Source organism: Helicobacter sp. MIT 14-3879 (genome assembly GCF_003364125.1).
This window is the reverse complement of sequence record NZ_NXLP01000024.1, coordinates 1-20,027: the sequence shown is the minus strand read 5'-3', so window position 1 is coordinate 20,027 and position 20,027 is coordinate 1. Positions and strand designations below refer to the sequence as shown.

Genomic DNA, 20,027 nt, shown 5'->3' with positions numbered 1-20,027 from the left:
ACCATAATTAGCATTATAAAACACAATATCTTGGAAAAATTCTCTTGAAACAAGCTGACACCCATAGCCATCTAAATCAATATGTGAGAGATGAAAAACCTTCATAGATGCTTCTTAAAAATATAAAAATTAACTTATATTATAACTAAAACAAACTGACTTTATAAAATAAAATAACATAAGACATCTCAATAATTGTATTTGAGGAGTAATTATAGGAAATAAGGGGCTATTTAGTATAAATAAGTGGCGGAACAGACGGGACTTGAACCCGCGACCCCCTGCGTGACAGGCAGGTATTCTAACCAACTGAACTACTGCTCCAAACAAATAAAATCAGTGGTGGTCGCTACAAGACTCGAACTTGTGACATCTACCTTGTAAGGGTAGCGCTCTACCAACTGAGCTAAGCGACCTCATATCATTAAAATCTTTTTCCTAAAAAGCAAGGATAAAGTTGAATATTATTTTAAACCTTAGATTCCAGAATCCACACGCTTAAACTCTCTAAAATAAGAGGTTATCTTGTTGTAGATTTAATGGTGACCCCTAGGGGATTCGAACCCCTGTAGCCACCGTGAAAGGGTGGTATCCTAACCGTTAGATGAAGGGGCCACTATTTGACTTATTGAGATATTATCCATAAATAAATTGGTGACCCGTGTTGGATTCGAACCAACGGCCCATTCCTTAAAAGGGAATTGCTCTACCAGCTGAGCTAACGGGTCAGTTTTATAAAAAAGCAGATTATACTTACTTTTTTTGCTAAAGTCAAGGCGTAAATCATGAAATAATCTTTAACCTTTTTTCCTTTGAATTGTCTCATTGATTAAAGTAAAAAAGCTAAAGTAACATTTTCAATATGCCATAACTCTTTATAACAATGAAGGTAATTTATACCATTATTTGTGTCCTAGTTTCAAATTTTATCTCAGACTATACCAACACCTATCAAATTCTGCACCCTTAACTTCATTATCTCCTATAGATTTGCGTCATACAAATGCCAAAAACCAAACTTGCAAAATAATGCCATAAGCTAAAGTATTCTTGAGCAAGTAAGCACACATATTTTATTGGAATCTAAAAACTTCTGCACCTTGATGACTTGTTATCTCTACTTCAAGGATTCTGCAAGTATTGGGGTTTGCATTTACTTGATAGGATTATCTGCAGTTGAGTTTTACTTCTTGGGTGGGGCGGTAGCTCCGCTACTTCATATTCAACGCAACATAAGGTGATAATGTTTTAAATACTGCTTTCTTAAGATTCTGTGCCAAGACGTTGTTTCTTTAAATTTTACACCCTTTAACTGAAAACCATTCATGAATTCTAGGTGTCCTTAGTCATTTGTTCGCTTTTCATTTATTCTCATTCAGATTGAATATTGTATCTTATCCTAATGTAATCTCAGATTCTCTTAATATCATCTCTACATAAAAACTCACCATTTTCTTGAAATATCTCAACATTATTTCTTAAAGCAGAGCAAGAGCAGTTATCTACTAGCCCCCCTATCTCCATGGAGAGCAAATCTGTTGGCTTGCTCATACAATGTACTTAATTATTTGGTATGTCCATATTTTTTCAGAGAGAGTATTTTTGTCCATTATATACACTACAACTTTAGCTTTCTGGGTATGAACAATATCATAAAAAAGCTTAAGTTTTTTATCCAAGTTTTTTCCAATGATGATAGATTGACATTCTGAATCAGCCTCTTAATTCTCTCCCATATTGTGCGCTTCCTTATTCATTGCTTTTATGTCTAAATTTCTTTTCTTATCCCGTCTCCTTATTTCTTCCACTTTATCTTTCCATATTTTTATAAGGATTGCCTTATCACTCAATGTTATTGTCTGGGGATATTTGCCCATATAATACATCAAACAGAGCCTCTTGGCTTTTCTCATAATCATCTCTCTTTCAGGATATGAATTTTTGCCCTCATTCTGGCATATTCTGATAGAAAACACATTCATCGCTCTCTCCATAGCTATTGAAGCAATCCTCTATTCACCTTAACTTTTTTAGGAACATTGCCATTTTGTAGTAGTGTCATTGCTACAACAAGATTTTATAGGCAATCCCACCAAATTGCTTATTCTCTAAGTATGAACTAAGAGCAAAAGATTCAGATGCTACCAACAACACTATGAAGCTACAAATCTCATTTTATCGCCTTATAAGATTTATTTTTGATAATCTTATTAAGCAAATGTAAAAACATAGTCTGTCTCTTTTAATTTTATCACGAATGATAAACAACCTCTGAGACAGGCTAGTCGTTTCATAAATTTAATGCGAATATTTATCAATCAAGCCATATTAGCTGATACTCAAATAAAATATCGATAGAATTGGCTAAGTTATTAGGTTGCTTAGGTTTTTTACAAAACTGATTCTGAATATCATGCTGAATCTTTTTAATGTAGATGAGGTAAATACATTCTATTTGTTTTTGCTGAGTACTTTACTTGGTCATTTTGAAGCTTTTTGTGTCATGGTGGAGTGTAGGGGGATCGAACCCCTGACCTCAACGCTGCCAGCGTTGTGCTCTCCCAGCTGAGCTAACACCCCGATTTATTTTAAGATATGGTAGCAACTTTGCGCTTAATAGAAGTTTAAATTGCAACTTAATACCCTAGCGCGTGTTATAAACGCGCTGATTTACTCAACAATGTGTAACAAACGATGGAATATCCCTACAAAGATTTTATACTCCTCTCACTTCCATTTTTAGTCCGCATAAAAGATGTCGTAGAATCTAGATTCTAAGCTTGATTATTGTAGCATCTAATAATGCTGCTTCGTAGTAATCTAATCCGGCTTTTATGTAGCCTTTAAATCCAAATCCTCAATCGATGAAAAGACCCAATAATGAAATTGAGATTCATAAAAACGAAATATTAACCTAATATTTAATATTAAATAATAAAATTTATTTATAACTATATTGCTCAAATATTTCGGATAAAAGCATTAAAGCTTGGCTATCTAGCCAATCCATATATTAGTAAAATATTGTTATAATGATAATGACTTAGTATTGATACTTTAAAACACAAATTGTTAAGTATTTAATGCAAGATTCCATAAAATCATAAAATAAGGAGAATAATATGGGACAATATATAGAGCTCACTCATAGTAATTTCGATGAAACCGTGAAAGAAGGTGTTGCTTTGGTTGATTTTTGGGCGCCTTGGTGTGGTCCATGCAGGATGTTAGCACCTGTAATTGATGAGCTGGCAGATGAATATCACGGAAAGGCAAAGATTTGCAAAGTGAATACAGACGAGCAGGAGGAGCTAGGAGCTAGATTTGGAATCCGAAGCATTCCGACTATCTTATTTATGGTAAATGGTGAAATTAAGGATCAACTAGTTGGTGCCTCTTCTAAACCTGTATTACAAGAGAAGCTCGAGGCTTTGTTGGGTAAATCATGATTGACTTAGCAATTATTGGCGGTGGTCCCGCAGGGCTATCAGCTGGATTATATGCAACAAGAGGCGGCATAAAAGATGTTGTTCTTTTTGAAAAGGGAGCACCTGGTGGGCAAATCACGGGAAGCAGTGAGATTGAAAATTATCCCGGTGTAAAAGAAATCAAATCTGGAATTGATTTTATGGAACCTTGGCAGGAACAATGTTTTCGCTTTGGATTGAAACATACCTTATCAGAGGTTATTCGCATAGAGAAAAAAGATTCTGTTTTTTCTATTATCCATAACCAAGGTAAGGGCGATGAAGTCATGGAAGCAAAATCCGTGATTATCACAACAGGGGGTCGCCCACGTAAATCTAATATTAAGGGCGAACAAGAGTTTTGGGGCAGAGGTGTTAGTACTTGTGCCACTTGTGACGCATTTTTTTATAAAAAGAAAGAGGTTGCAGTTTTAGGCGGTGGAGACACAGCACTAGAAGAGGCAATTTATCTTACCAAATTTGCTTCTAAGGTACACTTAATTCATAGACGAGAAAATTTTCGTGCTGCTCCAATTACAGTAGAACATGCAAAAGCAAATCCGCAAATAAATTTCCTTGTACCTTATACGGTAGAAGAAATTTGCGGTGATAATGTGGGTGTATCCAGTCTTAAGATTAAGAATCTTCATACCAATGCTATCACAAAATTAGAAGTTCCGGTTATTTTTGAATTTGTAGGATATGATGTGAATAATCAGATTCTAAAACAATCCGATGATTCATATCTTTGTGATGTCAATGAATTTGGTTCTGTGAAAGTAAATCTTAAAATGCACACAAATGTAAAGGGGCTTTTTGCAGCAGGAGATATTCGAGTCGATGCGCCCAAACAAGTTGTTTGTGCTGCAGGAGACGGCGCACAAGCTGCACTTGAGGCAATCGCATATTTGGAATCCCATCAGTAATTAGCACCTCCGCTATCTATAAAGGGAAATTACCTCCCTTAGCCCATTTATACTGAAATTTGGAACACTTATCCTATAATCACCACATATAAAATCATAAAATCTCCTTTCTATAAGCACAGAATCAACAAAAGCAAGTAGGCTTTTTTAAGAAGATGCAAAATAAAAACAAGTCTTTGTTTAATCAAATAATCCTTAAAGTTTAATGAAAGCACCACATAGCTCAAATAATGGTTTTCAGAACTTCAGAATTTTAGGTCATAGTATCTTTTCTCACTATCTCAGTTAAAGTGTCCTATCTAAGAACTTAAAGTTACTAAAATGAGTCTGCACTCAAAATAAATTGTTATCTCTTTCATACCTTTCTTGTAAGCAAACCTCAAGTATTAAACTTTCTTAATCCCTTTTCTCAATAGACACAAACATCTTTATGTCTAAGTAAACATTCTAAATCTTTCCACTCACTAAAGAAACTTTATTTTCTCTAAATCTTATACATAAGCAGGCAGTTAATGTGAAGCGACATGAACTAGATACAAAAAACATTAATCTATTAAAACATTGGTTCAAAATCCTAAATTAGAATGTTATGTATAAAGCATAAACTTCCCTAGTAAAACAAAGGCATTGCAGTTTCTTTAAAATATCTAAAAGCTTTGTAAAGTCGTGAATACACAGAAAATGAGTGTAAAAATCTTAAATTTCTTGCAGGAATAATCACAAATGACTACCCCTACATTAACACCTATAACTCGCTCTCAATTAAGACAATTAGAGATTCTGCATGCCTTTAATTTACCCTAGCACTCTGATACTGCCTGCAATCCTTATTATTTGAGTAAATTCATATTGCAACAAGAATAAACTATCAATCCCCGCATTTAATTTATCACATTTTCAAACTCTTCATCTTATCAGCAGAGTATTCGAGAATCTGACAAAACTATCCATACCACACTAAAATATACATTGTGAATTCTTGACACATACATCACTTTATAATAAAACCAACAACAATTTACGCAAGATTCAATTCCCCTAGAGGTTAGGAAAGAATTGTTATTTAGAGACCGCTAACACGCAAATTTCCGTGTTGAAATACAGCAATACGTGATGAGATGAAAGGATAAATCACTTAAAGTTAATACGTGTTATTGTGCATTTTTTTCCATTTCGCCATCATCATTAATAAATACTTCAAACATTTCAGAATCTTGAGTAAATATCTTTTTTTCAGATGGAGGAAATCTGCGCGTAAGAATAATTTGATTATTATCTTTCCAACTTGATTCAGTAGTGATTTTTGCTTCATTGAGCATTTGTTCAATTTCCTCTCCCTTGCGAGTATTTTCTACCCGTATTTCTTGGAGTTTATTAGCATAATCTCTTTGTTCTTTAATTTGCTTAAGCAATAACACATAAAATCCCAAAGTTTTTCGCGTTTCAACATCAAGCTCAAAGCCCTCTTTCTTGCTTCTTTCAACAACTGGACGCAAGCTCTCAATGATTGGCTTAATCTTCTGAAGCTTATCAGCCAATCCTTTACAATATACCACACGTGCAGCAATGTTATTTTCCAACAAACTATCGCGCTGAATAACAGTTGATAGAATCTGTTTTTGCTCGCTATCTGCAAATATATCAAAGCTAATTTGATTGTCGCTACCATGCACAGCCTTAAGGTGTAACTTTTCACTAAAGCTTATAGAAGTATTAGAATGCAATTTAGAAATAATAACACGGTTGCCAACAATCTTTGCGCCCTGTGTTTCTAAGACATTAATATCTTTACCATAGATTTTACCCCCCTCTAATTTATCAATATCAATTTCATTGCTATATAATACGCCTTTGTGAATAGTGATACTTGCTTCCTCTGAGTGAAGAATTGCACTTTGATGAGTTTGACCATTAATGGACAGTCTCTTTGCGCGAATGATAGTGCGCTCACCTACATTGCCCTTAATATTAACAACTTCTGCTTCTATAATAGCCCCTGTTTGCACAGCATCTTTAGAATGATCTGGACAATCAATATCTATTTCTACAGATTTATTAAACCCTCCAAGAATACAACCTGTCTTGACACTGACTTGTTGAAAGGTAACAATATCGATGAGACGCAAACCAACTTCAGCAAGCTCGACTATTCCGTGCCCATTTGCTTCATACTTTATTGCTGCTCCCTCTTCTATCTTTGTGATACCATCTCCGGCTTCTGGAGGCACTTTGTATTGAAAATTTGCTCCCTGTGCCTCTTGTTTTTTAGCACTTTGACTATTATCCACATGCGGTGTATTCATAACAAGCTGTTTCATATCAATAAACTCGCCTTGTAAATTCCTCCCTGACGTAATGATTGCATCTTTAAGAAAAAATCCAATAGGCTCATTTTCACTTACTGCATATAAAGCTCCCTTAATGGCAGCTTTATCATTTTCTTTGCACCAACGCTTTTTAAGAAGATTGGTAAATCCTTTGTGCGTAGTGGCTGCCTTGGAACGCAAAAAAGTAAAGCGTTTGTCTTCCATAAGCGTGCAAGGTGGGGTAAAATTTTCACTAATAATCTTCTCCAAGCGAGATTTGATAAGCTCAAGGCTCGTAATAATAATGTTTTTTTGTATAAGAAACGCAATAATAAAATCTGCTAACTGTGGTAGATAATTTTTGCCATCATCAATTAAAAATCCCTCCTGTAAAACCAATGTCGCTTCCAAATGCCTGTCGCTAAAAGTAAAATTGAGCTTAGAAAAATCATATTCTTGCGGCGTAATTTCAACATCAAAAACTTGATAGATTTCTTCTTTAGTTTGATCATAACTTTCTTTAAAGAAAGATTTTGGTAATTCTTTATCGTCCTTTGTAAGGATGGTGTGAACTGCTGTTACATGAAAGCTGCATTCATTAAAACTCAAATCAGATTCAACACAAAATTGAGAAAGATCTTTTGCCCAATTTTTGACTGCCTTGAGTTTTTTTGTTGAAAAAAAATCCATTACCACAACCTTAAATTACTAAAGTTTAAGTTAAAATAGCAGTTTGATTCAAAGCCACAATCCAAAAGCTCAACTAAGTTAACTTAGTATTATATTCTACTATATTTTTGATTTAAAGAGTATGATTAATGTGTAAAAAAAAGCCGCAAGATAAAGACATGAAAAAGGTGCTAGCCAAAGCTAATTTAACAACAAGATATTCCACAAAGAAAAATAAGCTTGCACATTTCTTTTTCACAAATGCAAGCGGCATTTTCATTTCTAGAATCTTTGGATTTTTACGCGATGCTATGCAAGCCTCTATACTTGGCACAAGCATTTATAGTGATATTTTTTTTATTGCTTTTAAATTTCCCAATATGTTTCGTCGTGTAGTAAGTGAAGGAGCTTTTGTCCAAAGTTTTCTCCCCTTTTTTCTTGGTGCGCGCAACAAGGGGGCATTTAGCGTGAGTATTTTTAGTATTTTTCTATTTCTCTTGCTAGTTTTAACGGGCTTAGTACTGTGGTGCGCTCCTCTTATTACAAAGATTCTGGCATTGGGCTATGATTCTAGCAGAATCTCGCTCGCCCTTCCTCTTGTAAAAATTCATTTTTGGTATCTCCTCTTAATCTTTATTGTAACTTATCTTAGCACACTCTTGCAATATAAACAAATATTCTGGGTAAATGCCTATAATACAGTATTGCTTAACCTTGCTATGATTTTTGCTATGATTTTTATAAAAACCACACAAAAAGATTTGTTAGAGGCAGTCTATATTCTTAGTTACAGTGTTCTTATTGGTGGGGGGTGTCAGATTCTTATTCATTTCTATCCACTTTATACTTCCAAGATATGGTATCTACAATATATTGGTTTTATGCGACTAAGACAATGGAATAAATTTGCTAGATTGCAATTTCAGATATATAAAATATGCTCTACGAAACGCGATTCTGATGTAATTGGGGAATCTAAAAGCTCCAAAATCTCACAATTAACACAAGATTCTACACCCTGCAATTATTCTGCTTACATAAAAGCAAAAAGAAACATCTTGCAATTGTTCCATGATATAAAAATTTTTTTTAAAGCTTTCTTACCTGCCATGCTTGGCGCATCAAGTGCTCAAATTATTGCGATTATAGATTCTAGTCTCGTAACCCTATTGCCAAACTCTGATGGTGGGGTAAGCGTATTGAATTTTGCCAATCGTGTATTCCAACTTCCATTAGCTCTCTTCGCCATTGCAACTTCTAGCGCACTTTTTCCTACGGTGGCAAAAGCTATTAAAAGAGGTGATTCTAAAGAAACATTGCAAAATCTAAAAACTGCTTTTTGGTTTTTAGCAATCACACTCTCACTTTGTGTGTTGGGCGGGATTATGTTGCGCAATGAGATTATTTGGCTTATTTTTGAACGTGGAAATTTTACAAGAACTGACACAATCATGGTTGGCTATGCTTTTATAGGATATATGTTGGGACTGCTGCCTTTTGGTCTAGTAAAGATATTTTCTTTATGGCTTTATGCTAATAAACAACAAGCAAAAGCTGCGAAATTCTCTGTAATCTCCTTGCTTATAGGAACAACTTTAGCAGGAGGTTTTATACTTACCATGCGCTATATGGAAATAACTGATGGAGTGTTTTGGGAATTGCGCTATTTTTTTATTGCACTAGCAGGGAGTGTGGGAGGATTTATTCTGCTCTTTCTTACTCTTAAAGAATTTGGAATCTCAAATTTTTTAGCTATAATTAAGCACAAAAAATACATTGTATTGCTTATTGTCCTACTTTGTGCTACATCTATAATGCTCAAAATTTTTACTTATTTTATATCCATTGAATAGCTTAAGGAAAGAAATGAAAATTTATGATTCCAGCCTGAAAGAAAAAGTTAGCCTCATTCCCTTAAACCCTAATGAAATTAGAATCTATGTGTGCGGTCCTACGGTATATGATAACGCACATTTAGGGCATGCTAGAAGTGCAATAAGCTTTGATATACTCGCAAGGTTTTTAGAAGTCTTAGGTTATCACGTTGTCATGGCAAAAAATTTTACTGATATTGATGATAAACTGATTAATAAAGCCCTGCAAACAAACACTCCCTTAGAAAAATTAGCCCAAACTTATATTCAGGGCTATCTCGCAGACATGCAGTCCTTGAATGTTCGCCGCCCCAACTTTGAGCCAAGAGCCACAGAGTTTTTGGAATCTATTTCCGAATTCATACAGGTTTTGCTTGATAAACAGGTGGCTTATTCTTTGCCTAATGGTGATATTTGCTTAGAAGTGGCAAAAGATTCCCAATATGGTAATCTAAGCAAACACATTAACGAGGAACATTCTGTGCATAGAGTGGCTATTGAAGAGGGCAAAAAAGACGCGAGAGACTTTGTGCTTTGGAAAGCTTACAAAGGAGAAAAAGATATAGGCTATGAAAGCAAACTTGGTAAGGGGAGACCGGGCTGGCACATTGAATGTTCTGCCATGGTAGATTCTGTATTAGCTTATAAAGATAAAGAGTATTGCATTGATATTCATGCGGGAGGAGCAGATTTATTTTTTCCTCATCATGAGAATGAGGCGAGTCAAACCCGTTCTTACGCCAATAAAGAAATTGCTAAATATTGGATGCACAATGGCTTTGTTACGATTAATGGGGAGAAAATGAGTAAAAGTCTAGGTAATAGCTTTTTTATTAAAGATGCCTTGCAAGCATATCATGGTGAAATCCTGCGAAATTATCTCTTAGGTACACATTATAGGTTACCACTTAACTTTAATGAAATCGATTTACTTGCTTCTAAAAAACGATTAGACAGAATCTACCGACTAAAAAAACGCTTACTTTTTATGCCTAGTATCGCAAAAGATTCCTACTTAGAATCTAATCACACGCAAATGCAACAAAAATTGCAAGAATTATTGCAACGTTGTGACCAAACATTCAAAGAAAAATTTATAGCAGCACTAAGTGATGATTTAAATATCTCTTTAGCACTAAGCGTGGTTGAAGAGTTCTTAAAAGAAGTCAATGAATATTTAGATTCTCATTCCAAAAACAAAAGCTACAAGGCAAAGGCTTGCGCAAACTTAGAACTCATTGATATTGTATTGGGTTTAGGTAGTCTAGATTTTGTAGCATATTTTCAATTGGGAGTAAGCACACAACAAAGAGATTATATTGAGAATCTCATTGCAAAACGAGCTCAAGCAAAAAAAGATAGAAATTTTGTGCTTGCAGATTCTATCCGCAAACAATTAGAAGAAGAGGAAATATTGCTTATGGATAAAGCTGGTGGCATCACAGAATGGGAAAAACTCTAGTGAAAATGACTGAAATTTTTATGTTCATCACTTTTATTAGAGAATAGCATTGACATTTCACCCTTAAGCCCTAGCATTTGCTAACTCTATAACACCACCTATAAGCCAAACAAAAGCCACAAAGAATAAATAATCTTTTGTTGTCTTTTAGTAAGTAGCTAATCTACTTGGTATTGAAGAAAATATGTTTGTAATCTCAATTTAATGGATACCTTTGGTTTTCTTGTGTCGATGAAAGGTAATAGCAAATCTATGTGCCTCATCACGTAATTTTTGTAAAAAATGCAGGCGAGAATCCTTAGAATCTAGCCGAAATTCTAAATCCTTGGAACGCAGAATATCCTTTGCCGCCGCTTTTGCGCGATATGCTTTAAAATCTCTTTTTTCTTTCGCAATAGCTAGAACTTCTGTATTGGCATTGCTAGATTCTAGAATCTCTAGTGCAATATTAATCTGGGCTTGCCCACCATCAAGCAACCACAAATCAGGAGGACTTAAGGAGTTAAAGCTTAAAGCTCGTCGCGTTAGCATTTCGCGCATTTGAGAATACTCATCTTTACCGCTTAAATTGTAATGTCTATATTGCTCTTTACAAAAGCCATTATCAACATAACTAATCATAGCCCCCACACAAAAACTCCCACCATGATGACTCGTATCAAAAACTTCGATACTAGAAATCTCTCTTTTTAACAAGAATAACTCCGCAATGCTATCAATGATAGTATTTTCTTCTACACAGAATTTTTGCCTATTATTAAGCAAATATAATGCGTTAAGATTAGCTAATTTAGCCAATTGTAATTTATGACCCTTTTTTGGTGCAATGAGTTTGGGGATAGAATCTTGCAAGCTATGTTGGGTAATATGTTGCAGTTTCGTAAAGTTAGAATCTGTGATATTGGCGATAATAATTTCCTTTGCTAATGTCTTATCTTGCATGATTTTAAGGAGTGCTTGTGTATAAACTTCTAGCTCAAATTCGTCTGTTTGCAAGCAAGATTCTTGATGCTTGCTTGTTGCAGTATCTCTATAGTTTTTGGGTATATTTAGTCGCATAAAAACATGATGGGTGCTAGCAACCTTGCCATCGCGTATAAAAAGCTTCAAAAGAATGCCCTCTTTTCCTTGTATAACAAAGCTTAAAGTATCAGCATAATAAGGCTTTTTTAAATCAAGTGTTGAAAAATGTTCCAATTCGTTCAGAATCTCTATGCAGTTTTTACAGTTCTGCGCTTGTTCAAATAATTCTTTGCTCGCAAAATCTAACATATATTTTGAAAGCTCTTTTTGCATTTGATACTTATTTTTCATGAGTTTGATTGCCTCACGTATGATTGTATGATATTTGGCTTGTATTTGCTGACTATCAAATTCGCATACACCCAGACATTTTTCAATCTGATAATACAAACATGCCCTTCTGCCCTTAAGGCAGCTTGCTTGTTGTACTAGTGGAAAAATCTCATAAAGACTATTGAGAATTTCCTTTGCTCCTCTAGGATAGGGTCCAAAATAGATATTCCCCCTTTTAGATTCAATACGTCTAGTAATGACAAAACGTGGATATTTCTCCTTTGTATTGATACAGATATAGGGATAAGTTTTGTCATCTCTTAGTAAAATATTGTATTTTGGATTCTGTGATTTAATAAAAGAATTCTCAAGAATTAATGCGTCTTTTTCATTTTCGACAACGAAAGTTTGCAGAGTGTATGTTTGTGCTATCATATATTGGATTCTAGGACTATGACGAACACTTGGGCTTAAGTCTTTGTTAAAGTAACTTAAAATACGTTTTTTAAGATTTTTTGCCTTACCTACATAGAGTAGTTTATTATCTTTATCATAATATTGATAGATTCCAGCCTTAGAAGGTAGTTCTTGAAGTTGTTTGGCAAGGTGTTCTTTATCACACATACTCTCTATCCGTTAATGGCTAATCCACAGAATAAAACACAAAGTTCCACCATTTAATGTTGGGATAAAGATTCTAAGTGGATTTGCGTGATTGTCATAGTGTTATTTTGTTTTACAAGGGGCTTCAAACCATTATAGAGACTTAGAAGGGTGGTGCTTGTAGCATACAGAGATTCCATAACTGGCTTTACTTTACCTTGCGCTTTAATGCTTGCTTTCACACACAGCGCATAAAGATGAGAATCATGGGCTTGTATATGTTGTTTTTTTATAGCATTGATTTCATGTGTCTGCAAGAGTGCAAAATGATGCTTTGCCTTATTGATTTTTGTAATTTGAGACTGTAATTTCGAGTTAGTTTGTGCCTGTGAGCTTGACTGAATATTTTTGGCAGATTTTACAGATTTAAAGTGTCGTGGCAACTCAAGATGAGGGGAAATAAAGTTCTGATTCACCTGATGAGGAGAAACACCGTGATGAGCAGATTCTAATCTTGAAGAAGGTTCTATTATTACGGAATCTTTATTTATCATATCAATGACAATATCTATCGCAGTTAGTGGAATATGGTAGCATAAAGGAAAAACATCACTTGTTTTTTTCGCAGCAATTATTCCTGCAACAATAGCCGTCTGAAAAAGAGAATCTTTTTGTGCCTTATTGTCAAATATGCTAAAAAAATTTTCATGATTAAGGATAATGATACCGCTAGAAACCACCTCTGTTTGATTCGTGCCTTTATGTGAAATATCATCTAATCCTATGTTTTTTGGCTTGGGGTTTTGCGTTTCCATCTCTTACTTCTTATCAAGGTTTAATTGCAATGTTGATACAAAGCTTGAATATCCAAAAGAGATTTTTTCATAGCTTGTTCTTCTTGCGTTAAAGCAATACGTACAAATCCCTTTCCTGCACCTTCTCTTCCTAGATATGACCCGGGTAAAATTGTGTGTCCTGTACGTATAAAAAGCTCTTTTGTAAAAGATTCATCGCTTGAGTGATAGAAAGATGGGGACATAGAATCTATATAAAGCCATAAATAAAAAGTGTAAGGAAAAATGCGACAACCACTAAAAATTTCTCTAGCTAACTTGAGATTTATAGCAAATTTCTGCCTAATAGACTCTGCATATTCTCTCTCTCTCCATGCAATAATGCTTGCCTCTTGTAAAACTAAAGGCATACTGATGCCAACATAAGTGCGGAATACTCTGTATCCTTGTAAAATCTCTTTATCTCCTGCGATAAAACCGCTACGAAGACCGGGGGCTGAAAGTCTCTTAGAGATAGAATTAATTGCAAAAATATTTTTAAATCTCGCATGTTTTGCCCCACAAGATTCCAATCTCTTACTTACTTCCAAAATGCTAGGTGGCGGGCATTCCTCATAGATTTCACTATAACACTCATCATTAATAACAATAAAATCGTATTCTAAAGCCCATTTTGCCCACTGTGTCAATTCCTCCAAACTAAGAATCTGTCCTGTGGGATTATTAGGCGAATTAAGAATCACAACATCTACTTGTGCTAAATCTTGCTTTGATAACATAGGTTTAAAGTCATTGTCATTTGTAAGTGGCATATAAATCACATCTGCATGATTGGCAATTTGCGCACCCTCATAAATTTGATAAAAGGGATTAGGAAAAGCAATAACAGGCTTATGGGATTTTGGTTTGCGCGAGAGAAAAAGAAATTGAGGAAAATTAAAGAGAACTTCTCTTGAACCAAAAGTGGGGATAATCTCATCATCTTGCATATTAACATGAAATCTCTCGGCGATAAAATCTCTCTGCGATTTTATAAGGTCTTGTTGCAAAGTAGGATAATAACGAATGCTGGTCGCATTTTTACAGATAGATTCCAACACGGAATGAGGTGGGCTAAATGCAGGTTCACCTATGCTAAGATTGATGCCTGCTTTTTGTGGTTTGCAGTCTTTTAAAAGATAACGTAGTTTCTCAAAGGGATAGGGATTAAATCTCACACTTTATCCTTAAGATAATAGCTCTTATGGATTCCGTATTGCATTGCTGCTAGCACTGATGATGGTAGCAAACAGAATCTAAACGCTATAATAGTCATTTTGTGCTTAAGAACCCTTTAATACAGAAATCTTTATAAACAAGAAAAGCAAAAATAAGATTTTGCTTTGAGTAGGGGGATTTGCATAGCAAGAAATCTGTAGGTATGAATCCTTATTGACATCCTAGATTCTCAACACAACAAAACATTGCAATAGTTCATTCCACATCGAGTAACTTACATAACTACAGATTTTGTAGAAAACAAGATTGTTTGAATAATGCAATGCTTTTAAGTCTTTGTCTTGTGAAACTAAACTATAACACGAGAGAGAAACGTAAGGATAAACTAAAAAAGCTTTATGTTTAAGTCATGTTAGAAAAATCAAAAGACAACCCAAGAAATTACAAGAATCATACATTCATGGTTAAAAGAAAAAACATGCAATTGACAAGATTTCAAGCACGAAATTTATCAATACAACAAAAACATTTCACAAAGCTCAATATTCTTGATGATATACCAGCTTATGCTTATAGAGAAAAAACCTTTTAACATTGATGGACTATTGAAAGAAAGATAGGCTACACCCTTAGCGCAAATGAATATCATTAGGCTTCAGATTATTAAGATTTTATGCTTGATTTGTCTTTGAATGTCCATTTCACATTCAAATCCTTAGAACGATTTTGATAGCTATCAAAATTTTCAGCATTCCCGCACAAAAGTCATTAAGATTACCTCCTGCAAGGTATAAGGGTGCATAAATAAGGTATTGCCCACAGAAGCTGGTTCAAAAAGGTTAAGCTCAATAATAACAGTACATAAAGCAATTCGCCAAGCAGTCTCTTCGCGACAAGAAAAACCAAAAAAGGAAAGAACAAAATAAAAAGATGAAATTGAAACTAATTCCCCGATAAAAAATAGATTCTCAATCAGCGATCGCAAAACCGATATGCCACAAAGCAATAAAGAATAATAGAAATTGGTATGGGGAGAATCGCGATTATCCCGCTAGAGTTTGCTCACATCTCTTAATGCGCCTTTACAGTAATATCGCTTCTTTAAGCTCTTGAACGCTCCAAATGCGATAAAGCAAAATCTCTTACCCTAGCCATATTTATTGTATTCAGACAAAGTGATAGAATAGATTTCTCGATATGGGCATCGATTTATGCCCCAAATAATACACCCTCAACCCCACCGCTAGAAGTAAAACCCCTAAAGCACCTACAAACAAAAGCCTATGATGAGGCAAAAGCAAAAATACTTGTCTTATCCTGTGCTTTACTCCTTAGTATTTCACTTTTTATCATTTTATCCTTACTTGGCAATAAATTTTTCCACACCAAAATAATGAGCATAGGAGGTGTTGGGCCACTCATTGGGATTTGCACCTGGATTGGTCCAATCCCCATACCCACGATACAAGCTCTTAAAAGTCTTTATATCTACGATGATTTCTTGCTTGCCTTGAGCCTTTTGTAGTGCTATGGATTCAAGCATTTTCTCCCACTTGATGCGCGCATCAATACAAGCAGCTAGCACAAATATTCCCCAACCCACACACAAAGAAAGAATTCCTATTTGCAATTTTTTAGCATTTTTTCCTAGCATCAAAAGTCCCTCTTCATAGAGCCACCATACTATCAAAAAAAGCACCAGCGCATAGCAAAGTTTCGCACGTGCAGCTAATCCACCAACCTGTAAAGTAAAGGCTACCAATAAACTATATAAGCTAAAAGCGAGTAGGATTTTCACAAACAAATACGCTAAATGCGGATTAGACGGGCGATAAAAGCGAAATAATCCCCAGAGTGTGCCAAAAATTATCGCAAAATACACCAAAATCATATCAAAGGGCAGAATCCTCCAAGAATGCTTCATCAAAAGCACAAACGCAAGGGCAAGAACTATCCCTAGTGCCACCCCTATCTTGCTCATTCCTGCTTTTACCCGCTCCAAAAGCACAAACAAAGCACAAAGCATAATCACTGAAGGCAGAGCACCTGTGGTGAAAGCACCAAAGGTTTGGGACAAACGTTGGATTTTCTCACCTATACTCATTGCCATAATATCACCCAATGTCCAAAAAGGCATGCCTAATTCCTGCCACACTTGCGCCCTCTTGTGATGACCCGGACTAAAATACAGCATTGCAAAACCTGCACTTAAAAAGAACACACCCGCATAATACCACAGGGGTAACCCCCCCCCGTCTAACAAGCGCGAAAACCAAAAAGCCACTATGCACAATAATAGCCACTATGCCCATTATTTCACTACCCATCCCCGCTACAAAGCACAAGATACCAAATCCGAGTGCTTTCAGTAACTCTACGCCTGAAAATTTCGGGGGATTCTGATGGAAAGTTTGCTTATTTTGATAGGAGCGAAAATATCTTCCCCAATACAAACGATAAGGAATCAAACTAAGTGTGAGTAACAAATACGCCCACAGATAGTTTAAACTCCCCGCAGCCCACAAAAATATAGACGCAAAACTCCCATAAAACATCACAAAAAATATCAACAAAGCCAAAATCACAGCATCATCAAAGGTTTGGGGCATTCTCCCCGAGACCAAAACAAAAAAGCTGACAATAAACGTCACTCCTACCAAGGTATTGATAATCACAAAAGAGAGGCTAGGCGCAAGTGCCCCCATAAAAGCAACGCGTAGCAGCTCACCCCATCGTCCATTCCACTCCATATAGCTACGTTTCATACCCGCAAATCCCTCTGCGACTGCGCCCAAATCATCACTCTGTGTAGGAAAGAGCGCGTTACATATCAATAAAAACACGCTCAAACTCCCCAAAAACCACCACATCGAAGGGCTAATCCCCGCAATCGCTTTTCTCATCGTGTCTCCTATGAATTAAATGTTGATTTTCAGATTGCTTGACCTGCTCGTAGATCTTGCAATGTATTCACCAATGATACCTAAAACAATGAGCTGCATACCGCCTAAAGAGTAATCATCGCCACCAAAGACGCCAGCTTCGCACTTCATTGCCAAACACCAGCATACCCACTGCTACATAGTAACCATAGCTCACGCTCAATCACTCATCAAAAGTCCGATTACAAGGCTATGCGTAAAGACATCGTGCTGAAACTGATAATACCCTCTATGCCATTTTAAACAACTTCCAAAAGCTCCACGCACTCACCCCACTTTCTCGTGGGACATATTCATACGCAAGAGCCAAACGCGTGAATCCTACCCATTCAAACATCGCCTTAGAAAAATGATGGTATTCACCCATTGAAAGCAAAGCCTCTACCACTTCCTGCCTATCAATACGAAAATCTCTCACGTCTCTTTCTAAATGCACTTCAAAAATCAGATTGCTTAAAGTATAGAATCCCTCGCTTAGTCTTGAACGCAAAAAGCTCTCTCCCCTGCGTGAGATTCTCCCTCGCATAAATGATTTGAGCCTCTTTGGCAAGCCATTTTTCAAACATTTGAGACAACAAATCCGGTGGATCTTTCAAATCAGCGTCCATAACCGCCACACAATCTCCACTACTCGCTTTTAACCCCAAATACATCGCTGCTTTCTTACCAAAATTGCGCGAAAAGTCAATGATATTCATTGTGCATATAGTGAAAAATACTCCTTATCATGATTCATCAATGTGCCTTGTCTCTATAAAGTTAAAGCAGTATTTTAATCCTAAACTCCTTAAAAATCAAGAATAGAAATTAATAAAAATCCCTAAAAAGCTTGCCCACATCCACCCCATTAATTACTTTATCTTTGCATTGACGATAAATATATTCTGCTCCACTTACCAAATCATCACTTGAGATTCCGTGTGAAATAGAAATTTTGCCTCCAAATACGCTCTCAAATGGTCAAATACCTTCAAAAACTCACCATAGACACCGTTGTATTCATTGCTATTAAACTTAGTCAAAGCTCCCATTTGTGGCATTATGCGTAAAATGCTCAATAGTGTAGCGTGTCAATACATCATATCCTCTTGAATATTGGGCGGAACAGCGGTTTTTTGGGGTGGGCAAAACAGCAGAGCGAAGCAGACCTAACACCAAAGCAATTACAATGCAAAATGAGGCAATGGGGGAGATGAACACGCTTATTCAAGAATCTGTCAAGCTTACGCTTTGTTCTGTTGCTTTTGCGAAAAGTATGACTGAAGTCATATCCGCAATGCTAGAAAATGGATTTAAAGATACAGAGGGAGACATGTAGAAATCAATGAAGATATGGCTAAACAGGCAGGTTTTATTGTACGACAAGCACAAGAGTTTGTCAAACACCAAGAATAATATGAGGCAAAGCAAGAGAAACAAGAACAAGATATTGTTAAGCAAACACAGGACTTTATTGAACACCAAAAGGAATATGAGGCACACCAAAACAATAAGAAGAGGACATAAAACTCTGCAAAGCAGCAAGTCAAAGAGATAAGCGATGCTATCCAAAGATTCAGAAAGGCAAAAAATCTCATGCCATAAGTATCGCCACCCTTTTGATTGCCCTAGTGAGTGTAGGGCTACATTGGGTTTTGTGAATCATATACCATGTTCAAAAAATGCTTAAATACTTTACCATTGCAATTTCCCTGTGCGATTAGTGTTTTGTAAAATCTCTTTAACATTTCCTATGTCTTTTATTTTAAGTTCTGCTCCCCACATTGCATTGATTTGATTAAGTGCATAAAAAATCCCTTTCTCATCATTTTTAGTGATAGCATCTTGATAATCACTAAAACTAGCATTAAAATCAAGTAATCTTTGCCTATGTGTTTGTGCAATAATGCGCTCTAATTCCTCTCGTTTCTCAATGAGAAAGGGAAGTTTTTGAGCAATTAATAGAGAAATTTCTTCCTCTCTTTTTCTAGCTATCTCAGCTCTAGCAAAAACACCAAAAAGTGAATCTAAAGCCAAGTCAATACTGCGACTAGTAATAACCACTGCAAAAGCTCCTGTGACAATCGCAAATGCAGGAGCAAGGAAAACTCCAAAGGGCAGCATAGTCTCTAACTCTTTCTCCAACACTATAGTAGAAATAACCCACGTGGCTGAAAAAAGTCCTTTAAGAATCGCGCTAAGCAAATCTCTAAAACTTGTAATTTTGCCTTGAATATAAGAATGAATTGCATTAAAAATTGATTTAGAACTATTCCTTAGTTGTTCCCATATCCTTTTTAATGAGGAAGCAATGGAGGTAAAAATTTGTCCGATAATACCCATTGCTATATCAATCACACCAAAAGATGCTCCTCGTAAAAAAGTAGTTTTAAATGATTCTATCACTTTTTTCAAAAGCCTTTTGATACGTTCCAAAATAGAAGTCTCCGAACCGATTTCACCGCTGCACATATCTTTGACTTCCCATATC

At 35.7% G+C, this 20,027-nt stretch carries 16 protein-coding genes, 5 tRNA genes and 1 pseudogene; 5 read left to right on the top strand and 17 right to left on the bottom strand.

Features of this window, described 5'->3' with window-relative positions:
• The 8 genes and pseudogenes from CQA44_RS13020 to CQA44_RS08985 all read right to left on the bottom strand — a co-directional run.
• A pseudogene (locus CQA44_RS13020) lies at window positions 1-105 on the bottom strand (phosphoesterase); the annotation flags it as partial.
• Window positions 106-247: 142 nt separating this feature from the next.
• Window positions 248-324: transfer RNA gene (locus CQA44_RS09010), tRNA-Asp, on the bottom strand.
• Between the two features lie 16 nt (window positions 325-340).
• Window positions 341-416: transfer RNA gene (locus CQA44_RS09005), tRNA-Val, on the bottom strand.
• Between the two features lie 124 nt (window positions 417-540).
• Window positions 541-615: transfer RNA gene (locus CQA44_RS09000), tRNA-Glu, on the bottom strand.
• Window positions 616-652: 37 nt separating this feature from the next.
• Window positions 653-728 (bottom strand) — tRNA-Lys (locus tag CQA44_RS08995).
• A 682-nt stretch (window positions 729-1,410) separates the two neighbouring features.
• Window positions 1,411-1,551 carry a hypothetical protein gene (locus CQA44_RS12615; RefSeq protein WP_181881849.1) on the bottom strand — a complete coding sequence of 47 codons (141 nt, stop codon included), beginning with the start codon at window positions 1,549-1,551 and terminating at the stop codon, window positions 1,411-1,413.
• 170 nt (window positions 1,552-1,721) lie between these two features.
• The gene (locus CQA44_RS08990; RefSeq protein WP_115546930.1) at window positions 1,722-1,982 is read right to left on the bottom strand and encodes a hypothetical protein; all 261 of its coding nucleotides are present in this window, start codon (window positions 1,980-1,982) and stop codon (window positions 1,722-1,724) included.
• 522 nt (window positions 1,983-2,504) lie between these two features.
• Window positions 2,505-2,580 (bottom strand) — tRNA-Ala (locus tag CQA44_RS08985).
• A 542-nt stretch (window positions 2,581-3,122) separates the two neighbouring features.
• Between CQA44_RS08985 and trxA the strand changes: the two genes are divergently transcribed.
• Window positions 3,123-3,449 carry a thioredoxin gene (gene trxA / locus CQA44_RS08980; protein WP_115546929.1) on the top strand — a complete coding sequence of 109 codons (327 nt, stop codon included), beginning with the start codon at window positions 3,123-3,125 and terminating at the stop codon, window positions 3,447-3,449.
• The gene (trxB, locus tag CQA44_RS08975; protein WP_115546928.1) at window positions 3,446-4,393 is read left to right on the top strand and encodes a thioredoxin-disulfide reductase; all 948 of its coding nucleotides are present in this window, start codon (window positions 3,446-3,448) and stop codon (window positions 4,391-4,393) included. Before trxA ends, trxB begins: the two co-directional genes overlap by 4 nt.
• Before the next feature lie 1,151 nt (window positions 4,394-5,544).
• Here trxB and CQA44_RS08970 read toward each other — a convergent pair.
• Entirely contained in the window at window positions 5,545-7,389 is a 1,845-nt protein-coding gene (locus tag CQA44_RS08970) for a hypothetical protein (RefSeq protein WP_115546927.1), read from the bottom strand.
• Window positions 7,390-7,517: 128 nt separating this feature from the next.
• On the opposite strand from CQA44_RS08970, the gene murJ reads away from it, so the two are divergent.
• Both murJ and cysS read left to right on the top strand, forming a co-directional pair.
• Window positions 7,518-9,221, top strand: coding sequence for a murein biosynthesis integral membrane protein MurJ (gene murJ / locus CQA44_RS08965; RefSeq protein ID WP_115546926.1), 1,704 nt, complete (start codon window positions 7,518-7,520; stop codon window positions 9,219-9,221).
• A 13-nt stretch (window positions 9,222-9,234) separates the two neighbouring features.
• A complete protein-coding gene (gene cysS, locus CQA44_RS08960; protein ID WP_115546925.1) occupies window positions 9,235-10,704 on the top strand; it encodes a cysteine--tRNA ligase in 1,470 nt (489 codons plus the stop codon).
• Between the two features lie 201 nt (window positions 10,705-10,905).
• Here cysS and uvrC read toward each other — a convergent pair whose 3' ends face one another.
• The 7 genes from uvrC to CQA44_RS13250 form a co-directional block, all read right to left on the bottom strand.
• A complete protein-coding gene (gene uvrC, locus CQA44_RS08955) occupies window positions 10,906-12,624 on the bottom strand; it encodes an excinuclease ABC subunit UvrC (protein WP_115546924.1) in 1,719 nt (572 codons plus the stop codon).
• 53 nt (window positions 12,625-12,677) lie between these two features.
• On the bottom strand, window positions 12,678-13,418 hold the full coding sequence (locus CQA44_RS08950; RefSeq protein WP_115546923.1) for a cyclic pyranopterin monophosphate synthase MoaC: 741 nt from the start codon (window positions 13,416-13,418) through the stop codon (window positions 12,678-12,680).
• A gap of 20 nt (window positions 13,419-13,438) precedes the next feature.
• Window positions 13,439-14,614 carry a succinyldiaminopimelate transaminase gene (locus tag CQA44_RS08945; RefSeq protein WP_115546922.1) on the bottom strand — a complete coding sequence of 392 codons (1,176 nt, stop codon included), beginning with the start codon at window positions 14,612-14,614 and terminating at the stop codon, window positions 13,439-13,441.
• 1,361 nt (window positions 14,615-15,975) lie between these two features.
• Window positions 15,976-16,899 (bottom strand): DUF6056 family protein, encoded by a 924-nt coding sequence (locus CQA44_RS08935; protein ID WP_147289775.1) that lies wholly within the window; start codon window positions 16,897-16,899, stop codon window positions 15,976-15,978.
• Entirely contained in the window at window positions 16,796-17,485 is a 690-nt protein-coding gene (locus CQA44_RS08930; protein ID WP_181881848.1) for a DUF6056 family protein, read from the bottom strand. The genes CQA44_RS08935 and CQA44_RS08930 overlap by 104 nt, the downstream gene beginning before the upstream one ends.
• 301 nt (window positions 17,486-17,786) lie before the next feature.
• Window positions 17,787-18,047 (bottom strand): hypothetical protein, encoded by a 261-nt coding sequence (locus CQA44_RS13255; protein ID WP_258864974.1) that lies wholly within the window; start codon window positions 18,045-18,047, stop codon window positions 17,787-17,789.
• The gene (locus CQA44_RS13250) at window positions 17,995-18,204 is read right to left on the bottom strand and encodes a glycosyltransferase (protein WP_258864973.1); all 210 of its coding nucleotides are present in this window, start codon (window positions 18,202-18,204) and stop codon (window positions 17,995-17,997) included. The genes CQA44_RS13255 and CQA44_RS13250 overlap by 53 nt, the downstream gene beginning before the upstream one ends.
• Before the next feature lie 521 nt (window positions 18,205-18,725).
• Here CQA44_RS13250 and CQA44_RS12610 point away from each other — a divergent pair.
• The gene (locus tag CQA44_RS12610; RefSeq protein ID WP_181881847.1) at window positions 18,726-18,875 is read left to right on the top strand and encodes a hypothetical protein; all 150 of its coding nucleotides are present in this window, start codon (window positions 18,726-18,728) and stop codon (window positions 18,873-18,875) included.
• Window positions 18,876-19,231: 356 nt separating this feature from the next.
• Here the strand turns inward: CQA44_RS12610 and CQA44_RS08915 are convergent.
• Window positions 19,232-20,027, bottom strand: a 796-nt coding sequence (locus tag CQA44_RS08915) for a hypothetical protein (protein ID WP_115546918.1), incomplete at its 5' end; no start/stop codon positions are given.

Coding starts and splice junctions, on each gene's coding strand:
- CQA44_RS12610 (WP_181881847.1), top strand. CDS start 18,726: ATGCAAAATGAGGCAATGGGGGAGATGAACACGCTTATTCAAGAATCT.
- murJ (WP_115546926.1), top strand. CDS start 7,518: ATGTGTAAAAAAAAGCCGCAAGATAAAGACATGAAAAAGGTGCTAGCC.
- trxA (WP_115546929.1), top strand. CDS start 3,123: ATGGGACAATATATAGAGCTCACTCATAGTAATTTCGATGAAACCGTG.
- CQA44_RS08930 (WP_181881848.1), bottom strand. CDS start 17,485: ATGTGGTGGTTTTTGGGGAGTTTGAGCGTGTTTTTATTGATATGTAAC.
- CQA44_RS12615 (WP_181881849.1), bottom strand. CDS start 1,551: ATGAGCAAGCCAACAGATTTGCTCTCCATGGAGATAGGGGGGCTAGTA.
- CQA44_RS08970 (WP_115546927.1), bottom strand. CDS start 7,389: ATGGATTTTTTTTCAACAAAAAAACTCAAGGCAGTCAAAAATTGGGCA.
- CQA44_RS08950 (WP_115546923.1), bottom strand. CDS start 13,418: ATGGAAACGCAAAACCCCAAGCCAAAAAACATAGGATTAGATGATATT.
- uvrC (WP_115546924.1), bottom strand. CDS start 12,624: ATGTGTGATAAAGAACACCTTGCCAAACAACTTCAAGAACTACCTTCT.
- cysS (WP_115546925.1), top strand. CDS start 9,235: ATGAAAATTTATGATTCCAGCCTGAAAGAAAAAGTTAGCCTCATTCCC.
- trxB (WP_115546928.1), top strand. CDS start 3,446: ATGATTGACTTAGCAATTATTGGCGGTGGTCCCGCAGGGCTATCAGCT.
- CQA44_RS08990 (WP_115546930.1), bottom strand. CDS start 1,982: ATGAATGTGTTTTCTATCAGAATATGCCAGAATGAGGGCAAAAATTCA.